The following is a 15,962-nucleotide window of genomic DNA, read 5'->3' on the forward strand; positions in this document are numbered from 1 at the left end:
CGTTATGAGCATTTGTCATGAAGGAGTAACCAAACATCACTTCAGTATCTATCTACCATTGAGTGATCGGTTTAACTCCCTCATTACCAAATATTATTTTGTAAGCGTAAATCTACAATGAGTGATTATTATTAGTTACATTTCACTTGTAGAGACACAATGCTTTGCGTCTGAACACGCATCATTCTGAAATAAAGTATCAAAAACATGAGTCATCCCGAATTTAGTAATTTAGTGATTGAGCGAATTAGTGATTATTTTTAATCTAGATTTTACTAGTAGAGATGCAATGCTTTGCGTCTAAAGAGATGTCATGTTGAAATATAGTATGTAAAAAGGCGGTCGAAATTAGTTTTTCGACCGCCTTTTTACATAAACAATACAATGGTTCACCTTGTAAATCCCAATAAGTACAAACAAGAGGTCTCTATTTTAAATTATTCCAAAATTCGGGATGACTCATGTTTCATGAATAGTTGGATAACTCCGCTTTAGACGCAATGTATTACGTCTCTACACATAAAATTCAACCAAAAACAACCACTCATTCACTAAATCACAATTCACTCAATATCATTAGGCAGCATAATGTAATTTGTGCTGATTGGTATGTAATAAATTTTCGATTTTATGAACTGCAATCGAATAAGTAGCTTTGAGTGCACCTACTGAAGTACCTGTTATTTGAGAAATTTCTTCATAACGCATTTCATCAAAATAACGCATATTGAATACTAGTCGTTGTTTGTCTGGCAATGTCATAATTGCTTTTTGTAAAGCCATTTGAATATCATCTCCCGAAATCAATACATCGTGATTGTGGTCAGATACAAATACCTCTGAGAAATCTTCAATTTCACAAAACTGCATTTTACGTTTATTTCTCAGAAAATTAAGACACTCATTAGTTGCAATACGGTACATCCAAGTAAACAATTGAGAATCTCCTCTAAAATTATCAAGTCCTTGCCATACCTTCAAAAATACTTCCTGCGTCAAATCATCTGCATCATCGTGCGAAAGAACCATTTTACGAACATGCCAATAAATCTTACGCTGATATTTTTGTATTAACCAATTGAATAGAGACAATTTATCTTGGGATGGCTTCATAACACAAGGGAATAGATTTTGTATGTGACAAATTTGCCCTTAAAAGCAAAAATGCTTTATGATGGTATTCATAAAGCATTCATGATTGTGGTCAGCTTTTGGGCAATTATAAACTTCTCACTTCTCCTCCCAAATTAGATTTGATACTCTTCTGAGTAGGATTTCCTTTATAAGTCAACGAGCCTCCTGTACCTGCCGAAGCATCCAAGGATTGTGAAGCAGCAACTTCTGCAATACCTCCTGTATTAACTTTGGCATCGGTTTGTTCTGCTTTCAAATCAAAAGCATGCAATTGTCCTCCTGTGTTTACTCTAACTGACTGGTATTTTGCTTTTCCTTCTAGATTGACAATAGCTCCTTGCAAACTTGCAACTTCGAGCGTATTGAGGTCTAAATCGGCTTTAATGATTGCCCCAGAGCTGCCTTCTAAAATCAAATGGTTGCCTGCCAAAACATTGCCAAACTGTACTTCGGCACCACGACCACCCTTAATACTACTCAAATCGGCATTATAAACCACTTTGACTTCATAATAACTTCCAGCATTTGCTTTTTTATCTTTTTCGGTAAGCTGTTTAAATATTTTGGTTCTTACCGACAACTCACCACCTGAAACAGAAATCGTCAAATCATCCAAGCTAAGATTGCCATGGGCTTCGGCCGTAACTTTATTGGCATTTCCTTTTACGATTTCTACTTTCATGATTCCTTGAAAGTCTACTTTAGTAAAAGCCTGAACAGTCATTTCTTGAGAATTTTGTGCCCAAGCACTTACACTTACTAAGAGTATTGCTATACTCGCAATCAATATTTTTCTCATTTCTACACAAACTTTAGGTTAAACATTACATCCTAGATGTAAAAACTAACGAAGAAGTTGCATCGATAGTGTCAAAATTTAGTAAGTATCCATTTGTGGGTCTATTTCGTAAGCCCAAGCATTGATTCCTCCTGTGAGGTTATAGAGATTATCGAATTGGTGATTTTGCTCCAAAAACTGAATAACCGAAGCCGAACGCATACCATGATGACAATATACCACTACAGGTTTGTCACGTGGGATATGCTTGATATTATTAGGAATATGATTCATCGGAATCAATACCGAATTGTCTAAATGACAAATTTCGTACTCGTTTGTATTACGAACATCGAGAAGAAATAGATCCTCTTGTGCTTCTAACTTCTCTTGTAATTCTTCGACCGAAAGTGTTTTCATAATATTCGTTTTACAGGCAATTTCTTCTTGTTCTTGTGTCTCCGACTGGCGAGCAAGTTGTTCGGCGTCTGGACGGCGTTTTACTTTTATTTTTCTAGAAGTATTTTCTAATAAATCAATCATCAAAAACTCACCACTCAATACTTTGCCTATGCCTGTTACCATTTTTACGACTTCGTTCGCTTGGTACATTCCTAGCGTGCCAGGCAAAATACCCAATACGCCAATAGTAGCACAGTTAGGTATTTCTAGTTCTGAAGGTTGTTCGGGAAACAAACAACGGTATGTAGGTCCTTGTTGACCACTGGCATCGGTGTAATTAAATACCGAAACTTGCCCTTCAAACTGGTGGATTGCTCCGTACACAAAAGGCTTATTGAGCTTGACACAAATATCATTGATCAAATAACGAGTTGTGAAGTTGTCGGTACAGTCAACTACGATATCATATTGTTGAATATACTGAAGAGCATTTTCTTTTTTGAGTCTATGCAAAATGGCTTCGACTTCGATGGTATCATTCATCGCCAAAAGACGCTTGGTAGCCACTAATGCTTTGGGATTGCCGATATCTTCCACTTTGTATAAAACCTGACGTTGAAGATTGGTCAAGTCTACGGCATCATTGTCGATAATTCCAATTTTGCCGATACCTGCTGCGGCTAGGTAAAGAAGCACTGGACAACCCAAACCACCAGCTCCCACCACAAGCACTTTGGTAGATTTGAGCTTCTCTTGTCCTTCAATGCCTATTTGAGGAAGTAGTAAATGTTTTTGATAACGAGTTTTTTCAGAAGATGTCAGCATAGTATATTGAGGTATTAAGTTGTCAGGAGTTAATCATATCACCGACAAGCAATAACTAAACGGTTATCGAGCGCTATTTTGTTTCATAAATTTAAAATAAAATAGAGCATTGGTTGTGAATATATTGGAGTGCTGAGGTTAAAAACATGATTTCACCTATATTTCACGTATTCCCATTTTTCCATGTCAAAATAACCCCGTGTAAAATACTTTTTGTCTAATGGTTTATCGTCTAGGTAATAATGTATATCCTCTAACTCATTCAAAATACCACTTGGTGGGACTTCTATAATGATTTTGTTCCATGGTTCCCAAAACTCTTTTAATATCCCATTAGTAATATTATACTGATGTAATAAACTATCTCCAGTCAGCCTCAATATTTTGTCCACACTCTCTTTATATAATTGGCCAGTATTATCTGTGAAGTTAAACACAGGCTTTATTTGATTTCTACCATTTCTATAGCGTAAATCAACAACTGGTTCTCCTGCTTTAATTTCAAGAGTCATTATAATTTTAGCATATTTTTTCTTAAAGTTAATAGATGGTAAGTCATAACTTAATAGACAATCTGCCATTGTTCTTGGAAAGCTTTCAGATCCTATTGCCGCTGTTAAAAATTCCTCTTTATAAACTCGTTCTTCATCAAACCAATATTCAAACTGATAATCTCCATTTGGATATAATGTGATTACTAGATTGCTATATATTTCACCGTGATTAGCTTTATAGATTAGGATTTCTCTAATCTCTTCATAGTATTTCTGAAAGAATTCAAAATTTTGACCGAGAATATTAGAAAGTGACTCATCATAAAAATATATACCAATAGAGGTACGGATATTTTTTACATCCCTTCCTGTCTGACAAGATACTTTAATCACTTGATTTTGGTTCTCTTCTAATAAGTCTTTACGACAGAACTCTGCAATTTGGCGTTCTTTGATAGGTATATCCATTTTTTGCGATAATTAAAACTCAGAGGGATATGATTCATTAGTTAGTTTTCTTTTTGAGCAATGGTTTGATAAGTCAAAACTCCAGACAAAACAAAAGCCTCTTCGCAATATAATTACGAAGAGGCTTTAAAATTGTCGGAGACAAGTATAACTAAACGCTCAAAGTTCCTTTGCGAGCAGCGTCAATCAAAGAAGCTTCCAAACCTTTCTTGTTGATTGTACGGATTGCTTTCGCTGAAACTTTCAAAGTTACCCATACACCTTCAGACTCTAAAAAGAATTTTTTAGTGTGCAAGTTTGGATAAAACTTTCTTTTAGTTTTGTTATTAGCGTGAGAAACATTGTTACCCACTTGAGTTTTCTTTCCTGTTAATTGACAAACCTTCGCCATGATACAAATGCGTTAATTGTTTATGTGTTAATCGCCTCACTATCAAAAAATTCTTTACTATATTTAGTCTTTTTACTGATAATAAAACATTTTCTTCAAAAGACTTTATGATAATTCAGAATTAAACTTAATACTATATTCGGCGATGTAATAGACTTGATAATCAGTGTTTTCTGAAATTGGAACGCAAAAGTATGAATTATTTTGTAAACTCGCAATTTATTATGAAAAGATTTATGCTATCATATCAAGTTTTCGCAAATTCTATCGTTTTTGAAAGAAAACCTGCCAAATTTGTATATCAAATAATACCTTATGATAAAAAAAATTGCCACTTCTTTGCTTTGGCTCAGCAGTTTACCGCTTTGTATGTACACGCTATTTGCCTACTTTTTGGGCTATACCATTGTTTGGGAGCACTGGTTTGCTGGGTTTGTGATGATGTCCATTCCTATAGCGCAAGGGGCTTGTTTGGTATTGGGGCTTCTCTGGCTATACATTAGACCTTCTAGGGCCTGGGTTTTCTTGATCATTTGGCTCATGGGCTGGCCTTTCACAGTACGAACCTTACATATTTCGCCAAATAATGATAAAATAGAAAACGACCTAACTGTTTTGAGTTATAATGTATTTAGTTTTCAAGGACTGAAGTCATCCGACAAAGAAGCTTTGTTTGACTATGTTGAACACTCCGACGCTGATATCAAATGCTTTCAAGAGTTTAGTAAAACCTCTAACGAAGAGGGAAAGTTTGCCGCAGATTTACTCAAAAAAGAGTATCCATATAGAGCACTTAATGCCAATCCAAGTCATTATTATTCAACTCTGGCGATTTATTCAAAATACCCTATTATCCGTAAAAAAGGTAAGGCTTTTCCTGGCAATAGTACCAGTAATGGGTATTTGTTGGCTGATATTATTTTCAGAAAAGACACTGTTCGTATTATCAATCTTCAGCTACAATCAATGGGTATCCGTGTGGGGAAGGTAGCCAAAGCGTTCAATAACAAAGATGAAGCCATGGTAAAAACCGAAGGAAGAGATATTCTTTCATCCTTGAAAAAAGGCTTTATTGACCATGCTCGCGAAATTAAGTCTATCGAAAAACTCATTGATGAAAGCCCCTATCCTGTTATAGTTTGTGGTGATTTTAACGAAATGCCTTATGGACTAGCGTATGGGCATGTGCGAGATAGACTTGAGAATGCTTTTGAAAAAGCTGGTAATGGTTTTGGTTTTACCCTGAATCGAAGCCCTAAGTTTGTAAGAATTGACAATCAGTTTTTTAGTGAAAAAATCAAAATACATTCTTTTACCACGCACAGCGAAATAAAATACTCCGACCATTATCCTATTTCGGCATCCTATACATTGCCATAGGCTAACAATTGTAAGGAGTCAGCATTGGCTATTTCTACCTCAAAACTTACAACTTTTATCTCTATGGACATTATTCTGACTATTCTTGCGATTGGCTTATTACTTGGTGGTTTAGCTGGGGCTGTACTTCCTATCCCAGGTCCACCCTTGAGTTTGGCGGGAATGTTTTGTTTACACTATACCCGCTTTGTCGAGTTCAATAAAAGTACTTTGGTTATATTTACAGTACTGACAGTAGCAATGGCTATTTTTGATTACTATGCGCCCGTTTGGGGAACCAAAAAGTTTGGAGGAAGCAAATACGGAGCCATTGGGTCTACGATAGGTTTATTGGTTGGTATGTTTTTTATTCCAGCGGCAGGGATGTTATTAGGTGCATTTTTAGGCGCTTTGATTGGCGAACTTATCAATGGCGCTGATTTTTCAAAAGCTTTGAAAGCTGCCATCGGTTCGTTTATAGGACTTATTACGGGCATGGTTGGAAAAATTGCTTTATGCCTTGCCATGTTACTCTGGTCAGGCTTTGCCCTTGGCGAATATATTATGATTATGTTTTTTTGAGAAAACGTAACGATTGTGGATTTGGGATTGCTGATTTCGGAAATAAAGAAAAAGACCTTTATTCTTTACAAAATAGAGAAGCCTACACTTCCGAAATCCAACATCCGATATCCGCAATACATACTTGTTACGTCTCTACAAAGTCCATTTCAGTAGCCATTTCACTAAAGCTCTTGGTTCGCAAATGGACCATGAATGAGGATTTCGCATCTTTTGTTGACGTCGCCAGCCTTGGTCTTTAGTCACAATCAATTCAGATTGAGTTGCACCCAAAATTTTTAAGGTATTAATCATTGCTACACAGTCGATAGCGTTAATATCATATAAATCTCTATTTCTTTCCTGCATTTGCCATTCAATCGCTATTTCGGTATATAGTCTCAGAGGAATTTTCTTTAACCAATCTAGTTGATTGAGGTCTTTTGATTGGTATGAAAAGCACGATAAGTCCTGATATTTTTGTGGATTATTTTCGGGAGTACCTTCAAATTCCGTTTTGAGTCTTTCTACCAAATACTTAGCCTCTTCGCTCGCAATAGCCGATTGACTGAGCCAGATAGTTCGTTCGATAGATTGATAAAAACGAGCAAAATCTAGTGGCGGATCTATTCCAAAAATAGCTTTAGGAATAGGGCTATTGTGTTCAACTAAGCGCTTTGCTAACCTGATTGCACCACTTCCACCTAATGAAAATCCTCCCAAAAAGAAAGGCGTTTTATGGAGTTTTAATCTTTCGGAAGTTTTATTTATAATAGATTCAAGGGCTTTTTGAGAAAGCTCATCTATGTAAAATGACGGAGGACTGGCATTCAAAAAAGGAATAATTACCAGCAAACCATTTTGTGCGGCTATCACTGGAATATCCGATTCTTTCAAGACGGATTCGGGTGTTTCGCCAAAACCTGGCAATAACAGCACCCAACCTTTAGGAGATTGAACAGGGTGTATTTCGAGCTGATATTTGACCAAAACCTCATCTGAATATTGATATGTCTGACGTTTTTGAGCAAAGCCTGTCCACGTCAATAATAAGAAAGCTATTAGTAATTTAGTCTTCATAAGTAAAAGAAGTTATTAGTCAATAGTACATCCGTTATCTTATTTTCTGATAATCAGAAGGCTATTATTAAAGTGTACTGCTACATTCATGGTCAGTTCTCCGCTGTGCGCCAGTTGTCGAGTAAGACACTCGACACTGACAGGAAAAATTCTCAACTCGTAATCCAGCACTCATACTTGTTCTATCAAAAAATGCCATCAGCTTTCACCGATGGCATTATGATTGGGTATTTTTTACCAAATACTTTTATTCTACAACTACACGCTTAACAGTGCCATCTTCGTTTTGTGTAACAGTAACGAACAAAGTACCTTTTGTGTTTTTCTTCAAATCCACTTGACCCATAAATTCGCCTTCAAAATCTTTTACCACCTGATGACCCACTTCTTTACCATTCACATCTGTAACCGAAATAGTCACATTTCCTTTTTGTGGAGCGTCAAAACGAAGGTTAAGTTTAGCATCAAAAGGTTTGTTAGGATACACTCTCAAACCATGAATCGTTTTGGATTCGCTCATACCCGGGAATGTTCCATTTCCATCAAAAAAGAAAAGATTTTTAGCTCCATCTTGCAAGCTTTTCAAACGTGGTTGAGCTTTAGCAACCCATTCGTCAGCATTAAAGTCCTTGAATCTTTTCTGCATGTCTTTATCCATTCCTTTAAAATCAAAATTGAAATTAAAGTTATCATTATCTCCGTCTATATCGCGCTCAATAGTCTGACCATCTTTTTTGATAATAATACGACGTTTCATATCTTTTCTAGGACGAGCCGCCAAAAGAGAATCACCATCACTAAATGAGAATGATTGGATTTCAACATCGTTATTTTTTTGAGCATCCTTATCAGCAAAAATCTTCATTTTAATTTTTGCTTTTGGTCCATCCGCTTTAGCCATTAGAGAATCCGTAATACCAGAAACTAATTTTTCTTTAGCTTCGCTACTCAAACCCTCCACGTTATAATTACGCTCAAAAACTTCCTTTTTGCCATTTTCGGTCGTTTCGACATGTACTTTCAATTTCCCGTCTTTCTCTTGAACAGTTTGAGAAATACTCTTGCTTTGAGCAAATGACGATACGCTTGCCAAGCACAAAATAGCTACGCTAAATGATTTAAAAGTAACCTTCATAGTTTTGTAAATTTTAATGGAACAACGTACAAGTTATCGTTTCCAAACGCTAGTGGTAAATGCGTTTTTGTTATCAAGAACAAACATAATGAACCAATTCAATATCAAAGCGTTGAACTCTGTTAAAAGATGTTAAAAGGGCTTTATGATAATACTATTCCTTCTAATTTTGCGATATACCTTTTGAATTGATTCACGCTACCAACGCGTTTGAACATTTTAAAGAAACCACTTTAAACAAAATGTTGCATCAATCCTCTGAAATTGATGTATTTAGGATAGCACTAATTGGCATGACAAAACGGAAAATACAATATATAATCGCTCTTATGGCATTTGGTTCGCTAGGGCTAATCATCTTCCAATTTTACTGGTTGGGCTTTACGCTTCGTGCCAAAAACGAACAATTTGGTAGCGATGTCCGTGATGCGATGCAACGAGTAGTAAGGCGATTGGGGCAACAAGAGTTTTTTTATTTGGCTAAACAAAAAATGGAAGTTGAGGAAAAACAAAAGCAGTTGGTAGCGATTGCCAATCCTATTTCGACCAAAGCCAAAGAACCTCATAAAACACCTGTGGCGACCAAAAGCTATCCAAACTTGCCTGCGGGCATTGAGGCGCTTGCCAAAAGCTCGTTGCCTTCCGATATTTTGGTATCTAAAAGTACCGAAATTTTACCCAATGGCGAAGTCCGAGAGTACGAAGAATGGTCGGTGAATATGGATATGGAGGAAGTCCAGAAAAGACTCAATGAAAATAAGCGTTTGGACGAAATTTTAGCAGAAGCACTAAATAATCATGCTACAGTAGCTAAATACAAACAAGATTCGGCGAAGAAAGCTCAAAAACTTGCCGAAAAACGAAAACAAGAAGAAAAAGCAAAAGCACATCAACAAGATGTTTTGGTTCATGAACATACAGACATAGACTCACAAGGGCAGATGGCTAAAGAGGTATTGAGTGATTTTCTTTTCAAAAAACGCAAAATTACTGAGCGAATCAACTTCATTGTTTTAGATTCTTTACTAAAACAGGAAATTAAAAACAAAGGAATTTCATTACCTTTTGAATATGGAATTAGTACGAAAGAGGCTCAAGTATTACATTATGCATCCTCGTTAAAATACAAAGAAAATGGTTTAAAAAGCGACAAAGACACTTATATTGTAAACCTTTTTCCTAATGATTTGAATGCCTCTGAGAGCTATTTAAGACTATATTTCCCCAACCAAGACCGCTACATCATACGTACCATGTGGGTAATGTATGCAAGCTCACTGATGCTGATTTTGGTTATGTTGGGCTGTTTTTATATTGCTGTCAATACGATTGTGAAACAAAAGCATTTAGCAGATATTAAAAACGATTTTATCAACAATATGACCCATGAGTTCAAAACGCCGATTTCAACCATTTCGTTGGCTACTCAGATGTTACAAGACAACGATGTAGCTGCCAGCAAAACAATGTTTAGTCGCTATTTGAACATCATCAAAGAGGAGAACAAACGGTTAGGCTCGCAGGTAGAAAAAGTACTACAAACGGCACAAATGGAGCGTGGCGAGTTGAAACTCAAACTAGGCTTAGTAAATATCCATCAGGTAATAGAGCATGTCCTTGAAAATATGAGTCCGCAAATTGAGCTTCGTGAAGGCGATTTGAGCTTTGATTTTAAAGCAGACAACCCCGAAATAGAAGCTGACGAAGTGCATCTTACCAATATAATTTTTAACTTGCTCGACAACGCCAATAAATATTCACCCGAAAAGCCTCAGATTTCTATTCAAACCGAGGAAACGCCCGAAGGTATTGCCATCAGAGTAGCAGATAAGGGCATTGGCATGACAAAAGAGTCTATCAAGAATATTTTTGAGAAATTTTATCGTGTACCCACAGGTAACCTTCACGATGTCAAAGGCTTTGGATTGGGCTTGAGTTACGTCAAAAAAATCGTAGAAGAGCATAAAGGTAAAATCCGTGTGCAAAGCAAACTAGGCGAAGGAAGTACCTTCGAGATTATTTTACCTATTGCCAAAAGTTAGTTAAAGTAAGTGGGTAAATCGGCTTTAAGCACTATGCAATAAGCTAAAAGTTTAAAAGGGTTTCTGATAAAATGAAGGAAATATTTTGCCTAATGCACGATAAGGGAACGCACTTTTACTACATTGGAATCCTTACCTATTCCATCGACAACACGTATAACGCTTACACATTATGAATAAAATCTTATTAGCCGAAGATGACCCTAATTTAGGACAGCTCTTACAGGAATATCTCACCATCAAAGGATTTGAAACAACTTTAGTAAAGGACGGCGATGATGCCCTTTCTAAATTTGTTTTGACAGAGTATGACTTGTGTATTTTTGATGTAATGATGCCTAAAAAGGATGGATTTACTTTGGCAAAAGAAGTAAGAATGTCTGATAAAGATACACCTATCATATTTCTTACCGCTAAAGCTATGAAAGAAGATACACTACAGGGCTTTAAGGTAGGAGCTGATGATTATATGACAAAGCCTTTCTCGATGGAGGAGTTATTGGCCCGAATTCAAGCGGTTCTGAGAAGAAGCCAAAAACAATCTACCGAAGGTGTTGTCAAAAGTAATTCATTTGTGATTGGAGCCTATCAGTTTGATGCTGAAAAACAGCTATTATTTCATGCTTCTGGTCAACAAAAACTGACCTCTAAAGAAAGTGAATTGCTAAAATTACTCTGCGAAAATATAGGCAAACCCGTAAGCCGTAGCTTTGCCTTGAAAATGGTTTGGGGTGACGATACCTATTTCAATGCCCGTAGTATGGACGTATATATCACCAAACTGCGTAAGTTTTTTAAAGAAGAACCAACTATCCAAATCATCAACCTTCACGGTGAAGGATTTAAGTTGATGAGCTAATAATTAGTCAGAAATTGAGTGATTTCTGATTGAGTGCATGAGTGATTATGTTAAAAATTATCTTCTTGCAGTAGAGACGTAATACTTTGCGTCTAAGGCGGTAGGATTCTGAAATATGCCATTAAAAAAGGCGTTCGAAATGAATTTTCGAACGCCTTTTTTAATGGAAATTTGGAGAATAATCTCAATACTATTTTTTCTCTGGTAAAAGAATAACTTTAATAAAGTCTTTACCTAAGTATTGGTTAGCTGCTTTTTTAGTGCTTTCTACCGTTACTTGTTTCATCAAAGCCTCTTCTTTCAAGACATCCTTCAAGTCTTCTTTGTATTGATATTGTCCTTGAAGATAGCCCAACCAGAAACCGTTTTCACGCAATTGTACTTCTGTTTGACGTTTTGATTCAGCTTTGAATTTATCGATGTCTGTTTGCTCAGCACCTTTGGTCTGTACAGCAGTAATTTCCGCTAAAGTACGAGTAACCAATTTTTCTACATTTTCAGGAGCACAAGCAAAACCAATTCTGAAGCTATAACGCGCCGATGGTATTTTTGAAGCCGAACCTCCTACTTGAACACCATATACACCTGCTTCTTCTTCACGTAATTTTTCAATCAACTTGATTTCTAATACTTCCGAAAGTGCCTCAATTTGTTTATCAGTTTCGGCGTTGTACACCAACGGTCCCGACCATACCATTGTTACTCTTGCTTTTGGTTCGGTGCCCTTGTAAACTGTTTTTTCAACCTTACCTTTTGGCGGATAAATACCCAAGTCTTTGGCAACTTCTTTACGTTTTAGTGAAGGTAAAGCACCCAAATATTTCTCAAATAATGGTTGTGATTCTTTCAAATTGATATTACCTACAAAGAAGAATGTAAAATCTGAAGCATCAGCAAAGCGCTCTTTATAAATGGCGAAAGCTTTGTTTGCATCAATTTTCTCAATACGTTCGGCCGTAATAGGCATACTACGTGGGTGATAGCTTGACAATACAGCAGTCAATGAATCGCTATATACTTTTTCTGGTGTCAAAGTTTTTTGTTGACTCAATAACCCATCACGTTGATTGCTCAAAAAGCCTTTTACTACTTCCGCATCCAAACGTGGTTGCATAAAATAACTGTAAATCAACTCTAATGCTGTTTCAAAATCCTTTGGTGTCGCTGAGCCACTAATACCTTCGGTAGTAGCGCCAATATATGGTGCAATTCTCACCGTTTTACCTGTCAATAACTTACGTAAGTTGATGGTATTGAAATCACCCACGCCTGAAATAGACGCAATTGTTGAAGCTAGTTTTGCATTATCAGCATCTTTATCAGCATACAAGTTTGACCCACCAACACTATAGCCACTGATTAAGATTTCGTCATTTTTAAAGTCTGTCGGTTTTACTACTACTTTCACTCCATTACCCAAAGTCAACTCTGTTACGCCAATTTCAGGAATTTGTTTTGTAGCAACAACCTTACTTCCTTTCTGTAATTTTTCAATCAATGGTTTTTGTACAGATTGGTCAACGTAAGCTGTTACATCTTTACCTGTATTATTCAACAATTCTTTGATTTTTTCGGCAGAAGGCAACTTGTCTTTATCTTTTTCTGGCGCCATCAAAACAACCGCACGGTTATCGTCTGTAATCAGCGCTTTAGCAGCCGCATTGATATCCTCAAGTTTGATTGTTTCGATATACTTTTTCGTAAAATCATAACCAAACTCAATAGAAGTAAGTACTTCATCTTCTAAAAATGCACTTACCAAACCATCTACCAAGTCCTCTGAGCTAGTCTTATCCTTTTCTTTAAAAGCATTTTCTTGACTTACTAAATACATTTTTTTCGCACGCTCAAATTCGCTTGCATTAAAACCAAATTTTTTCGCACGAGCAGTTTCTTCCAAAATAGCTTTCAAACCGCCTTCGATATTGTCGCCTTTGGCTACTACAATCGAGCTAAAGCCGTCGAGATTACTCAAGAAACCGCTGTAACCTGCTTGTCCATACAAAAATGGAGGATCAGCTTTTTGCGTTAGTTCCTGAATACGAGAAGAAAGCATGATATTGAACAATGAACGAACGATGCCATCACGACGGTCTTGATAAGTTACGTCTTTTTTCTTTGGTTGTTTCGAGATTACCTGAATCACCGTATTAGGTTGTTCTGGGTCTGTAACAATAGCAACGTCTGTTCCGCCAGTCAACGGAATATCATATTTTACTCTTGGTTTTGGATTGGCTACCGCAGGAATTGCGCCGAATTTTTCTTTAATCATTTTTTCGACCATATCCACATCCACATCACCTACTACGGCTACAGCTTGCAAGTCGGGGCGATACCAATCTTGATGAAATTGTTTTAAAACATCATATTTGAAGTTTTTCAAAATATCATCTTTCCCGATAGGCAAACGCTTGGCATATTGCGAGTTGTTCAAAATCAAAGGAAAATACTTGTCACGCATACGGGCTTGAGCACCTTTTCCCAAACGAGATTCTTCTAATACAACACCACGTTCCTTGTCGATTTCGCTAGGTTCGAGTGTTGCGTTATGTGCCCAGTCTTCCAGAATTTGGATACCTTTTTTGAAAACCTCGATAGAGTCGGTTGGTACAGGAAGCATATACACCGTTTCGTCGAAACCAGTATAAGCATTTAAGTCAGCACCAAAACGAACCCCTGATTTTTGAAGGAAGTTGACCAATTCATTTTTCGGGAAGTTTTTTGTACCGTTAAAGTTCATGTGCTCCATGAAGTGTGCTAAGCCTTGTTGCTCGTCGGTTTCGAGTACAGAGCCAGCTTTTACCATTAGGCGCAACTGAGCACGGTTTTTAGGTTCAGCATTTTTCTGGATAAAATATTTCATTCCATTGGGCAATACGCCCACACGCACCGACGGATCCATGGGTAATTTTTGGCTCAAATCGGTTTGTCCATAGCCTACAAAGCTCAAAGAGATTCCTAAAGCAACTGTAGCAATTAGGTGAACAACTTTTTTCATGAAAGTTTTAAAGTTATGAGATTTAAAAAGTATTGATTCATACGATAAGACACACTTACCGTATCTTCCAAATTTAATGAATGTTTTGATTTCACTCTATTATTCAGTGGAAATTAAAAACAGAAACCTGTGCGTTTTATTATTGAGTGAGTTAAGATTGAGTGAATGAGTGATTATTTAAAAAAGAAATTTACCAGTAGAGACGCAATGATTGCGTCTGAAAGATGTGTAATCCTGCATTTAAGTATCAAAAAAGGCACTCGAAAATTGTTTTCCGAGCGCCTTTTTTGATGAAACCATGCTAGATTTTACTCCGCTTAAGACGCAATCATTGCGTCTCTACTTCTAGAATACAAATTTTAACAGAATCACTCATTCGTTCATTCACCAAATTAGGGATGATAATTTGAGCATTGCCATTAAAATAAAATTGGTGTAGTGGCAACTCTTGTAGTTGCCGCCTTCAAAATGGAAACTGCAAGAGTTGCTACTACACCAAAAAATATGTTACTTGTTCAGGACCTAACTCATTTGTTTGAATCTTTTTTTCAAAATCAGTAAGGCAATATGTAAAGCAACGGTAATACTTACGATTTTGATGCCATTAGCCTCCTCCCAAAAATTAGAATCTTGATACACTTTAAAAGCAATAATTGCCAATATAAGAGTAAGCACTATTTGGAAAAAACTCATTATGCCAATCATCACTTGTACAATGAGCTGGCGAAGACCATCAAAACCGCGTTTCTCGTTTACCATAATAAGCTTAGAAGAAAAAGCCTCCCACTCGGATAACGATAGGGCTACCATAAGGAGATGTTAGATTATTGGACGAATAACTAAAGTTGTATAATGCTGAAATCTGGAACCCTCCATATCCTAGACCAACACCTGCCAAAAATTGAGGGTCATAGTTAAGCTTATAAGTACCTGCACTACCATAATACTGTTGAACCTCTCCTTGTGCAAAAGCCTTAGACAAAATAGACTCCAAGAAGCGAAGACGATATTGCGTAAAAAGTCTAGGCCCATATAGATTATAAGCTGTAGCACCTGTGTATTTGGTGTACTGATAATCTACCGCCAAACCTAAAGTCATTTCGTTGGTTAGTAAATACCCCGCCATCGGCGAAACTGATATGAGTGTTGGATTACCAAACTGCAAACCACCGATACCGCCCCCAAACTTCAATCTTTCACGGAAGGATAAATCTCTTACGTCTGGTTCTTCGTTTTCCTCGGCGTCGAGGTCACCCGTTGCGCCATCTTGTTTAATTACAACCGGCTCCTGCGCCCAGCTTTTTGTTATGTTACCTGCGGTTAGTAAGCAGAGAATAAGAAGTATTTTTTTCATGGTTTGAAAATTAATCTATTGTGTTTCAATAAGCTATAGATGTTTCATCTATCAACAAAAAGACGTTATCCTCGAACAAAAA

The 15,962-nt window shown here is 36.8% G+C and carries 14 protein-coding genes; 4 read left to right on the plus strand and 10 right to left on the minus strand.

From position 1 onward, the window contains the following. Window positions 1-576: 576 nt before the first annotated feature. From QM491_RS18230 to rpmB, 5 genes are all read right to left on the minus strand, one after another. Window positions 577-1,113, minus strand: a complete 537-nt coding sequence (locus QM491_RS18230; RefSeq protein WP_283328985.1) for an RNA polymerase sigma factor — start codon at window positions 1,111-1,113, stop codon at window positions 577-579. Window positions 1,114-1,219: 106 nt separating this feature from the next. Then, a complete protein-coding gene (locus tag QM491_RS18235; RefSeq protein WP_283328986.1) occupies window positions 1,220-1,933 on the minus strand; it encodes a head GIN domain-containing protein in 714 nt (237 codons plus the stop codon). Between the two features lie 78 nt (window positions 1,934-2,011). Next, on the minus strand, window positions 2,012-3,139 hold the full coding sequence (moeB, locus tag QM491_RS18240) for a molybdopterin-synthase adenylyltransferase MoeB (RefSeq protein WP_283328987.1): 1,128 nt from the start codon (window positions 3,137-3,139) through the stop codon (window positions 2,012-2,014). 152 nt (window positions 3,140-3,291) lie between these two features. Continuing rightward, complete coding sequence (locus tag QM491_RS18245; RefSeq protein WP_283328988.1) at window positions 3,292-4,101, minus strand: hypothetical protein; 810 nt, start codon at window positions 4,099-4,101, stop codon at window positions 3,292-3,294. Window positions 4,102-4,252: 151 nt separating this feature from the next. After that, window positions 4,253-4,492, minus strand: coding sequence for a 50S ribosomal protein L28 (gene rpmB / locus QM491_RS18250; RefSeq protein ID WP_283328989.1), 240 nt, complete (start codon window positions 4,490-4,492; stop codon window positions 4,253-4,255). Window positions 4,493-4,807: 315 nt separating this feature from the next. Here rpmB and QM491_RS18255 point away from each other — a divergent pair, with 315 nt between their 5' ends. Both QM491_RS18255 and QM491_RS18260 read left to right on the plus strand, forming a co-directional pair. After that, entirely contained in the window at window positions 4,808-5,872 is a 1,065-nt protein-coding gene (locus QM491_RS18255; protein ID WP_283328990.1) for an endonuclease/exonuclease/phosphatase family protein, read from the plus strand. Between the two features lie 63 nt (window positions 5,873-5,935). Further along, complete coding sequence (locus tag QM491_RS18260) at window positions 5,936-6,433, plus strand: DUF456 domain-containing protein (protein ID WP_283328991.1); 498 nt, start codon at window positions 5,936-5,938, stop codon at window positions 6,431-6,433. A gap of 135 nt (window positions 6,434-6,568) precedes the next feature. Here QM491_RS18260 and QM491_RS18265 read toward each other — a convergent pair whose 3' ends face one another. Then, window positions 6,569-7,492, minus strand: a complete 924-nt coding sequence (locus QM491_RS18265; protein WP_283328992.1) for a hypothetical protein — start codon at window positions 7,490-7,492, stop codon at window positions 6,569-6,571. A gap of 247 nt (window positions 7,493-7,739) precedes the next feature. Then, entirely contained in the window at window positions 7,740-8,627 is an 888-nt protein-coding gene (locus QM491_RS18270) for a T9SS type A sorting domain-containing protein (RefSeq protein ID WP_283328993.1), read from the minus strand. A gap of 293 nt (window positions 8,628-8,920) precedes the next feature. Here QM491_RS18270 and QM491_RS18275 point away from each other — a divergent pair, with 293 nt between their 5' ends. Together QM491_RS18275 and QM491_RS18280 are read left to right on the plus strand one after the other, a co-directional pair. Next, the gene (locus QM491_RS18275) at window positions 8,921-10,669 is read left to right on the plus strand and encodes a sensor histidine kinase (protein ID WP_283328994.1); all 1,749 of its coding nucleotides are present in this window, start codon (window positions 8,921-8,923) and stop codon (window positions 10,667-10,669) included. Window positions 10,670-10,841: 172 nt separating this feature from the next. Then, entirely contained in the window at window positions 10,842-11,528 is a 687-nt protein-coding gene (locus tag QM491_RS18280) for a response regulator transcription factor (RefSeq protein ID WP_283328995.1), read from the plus strand. A 190-nt stretch (window positions 11,529-11,718) separates the two neighbouring features. Here QM491_RS18280 and QM491_RS18285 read toward each other — a convergent pair whose 3' ends face one another. From QM491_RS18285 to QM491_RS18295, 3 genes are all read right to left on the minus strand, one after another. Beyond that, a complete protein-coding gene (locus tag QM491_RS18285; protein ID WP_283328996.1) occupies window positions 11,719-14,526 on the minus strand; it encodes a M16 family metallopeptidase in 2,808 nt (935 codons plus the stop codon). Window positions 14,527-15,048: 522 nt separating this feature from the next. After that, complete coding sequence (locus QM491_RS18290) at window positions 15,049-15,285, minus strand: hypothetical protein (protein WP_283328997.1); 237 nt, start codon at window positions 15,283-15,285, stop codon at window positions 15,049-15,051. Between the two features lie 7 nt (window positions 15,286-15,292). After that, window positions 15,293-15,880 (minus strand): hypothetical protein, encoded by a 588-nt coding sequence (locus QM491_RS18295; protein WP_283328998.1) that lies wholly within the window; start codon window positions 15,878-15,880, stop codon window positions 15,293-15,295. Between the last annotated feature and the right edge of the window lie 82 nt (window positions 15,881-15,962).

The sequence above is a fragment of the Flectobacillus longus genome (genome assembly GCF_030056705.1).
GTDB lineage: Bacteria > Bacteroidota > Bacteroidia > Cytophagales > Spirosomataceae > Flectobacillus > Flectobacillus longus.

Coding starts and splice junctions, on each gene's coding strand:
- QM491_RS18235 (WP_283328986.1), bottom strand. CDS start 1,933: ATGAGAAAAATATTGATTGCGAGTATAGCAATACTCTTAGTAAGTGTA.
- QM491_RS18280 (WP_283328995.1), top strand. CDS start 10,842: ATGAATAAAATCTTATTAGCCGAAGATGACCCTAATTTAGGACAGCTC.
- rpmB (WP_283328989.1), bottom strand. CDS start 4,492: ATGGCGAAGGTTTGTCAATTAACAGGAAAGAAAACTCAAGTGGGTAAC.
- QM491_RS18245 (WP_283328988.1), bottom strand. CDS start 4,101: ATGGATATACCTATCAAAGAACGCCAAATTGCAGAGTTCTGTCGTAAA.
- QM491_RS18230 (WP_283328985.1), bottom strand. CDS start 1,113: ATGAAGCCATCCCAAGATAAATTGTCTCTATTCAATTGGTTAATACAA.
- QM491_RS18255 (WP_283328990.1), top strand. CDS start 4,808: ATGATAAAAAAAATTGCCACTTCTTTGCTTTGGCTCAGCAGTTTACCG.
- QM491_RS18295 (WP_283328998.1), bottom strand. CDS start 15,880: ATGAAAAAAATACTTCTTATTCTCTGCTTACTAACCGCAGGTAACATA.
- QM491_RS18275 (WP_283328994.1), top strand. CDS start 8,921: ATGACAAAACGGAAAATACAATATATAATCGCTCTTATGGCATTTGGT.
- QM491_RS18290 (WP_283328997.1), bottom strand. CDS start 15,285: ATGGTAAACGAGAAACGCGGTTTTGATGGTCTTCGCCAGCTCATTGTA.
- QM491_RS18260 (WP_283328991.1), top strand. CDS start 5,936: ATGGACATTATTCTGACTATTCTTGCGATTGGCTTATTACTTGGTGGT.
- QM491_RS18270 (WP_283328993.1), bottom strand. CDS start 8,627: ATGAAGGTTACTTTTAAATCATTTAGCGTAGCTATTTTGTGCTTGGCA.
- moeB (WP_283328987.1), bottom strand. CDS start 3,139: ATGCTGACATCTTCTGAAAAAACTCGTTATCAAAAACATTTACTACTT.
- QM491_RS18285 (WP_283328996.1), bottom strand. CDS start 14,526: ATGAAAAAAGTTGTTCACCTAATTGCTACAGTTGCTTTAGGAATCTCT.
- QM491_RS18265 (WP_283328992.1), bottom strand. CDS start 7,492: ATGAAGACTAAATTACTAATAGCTTTCTTATTATTGACGTGGACAGGC.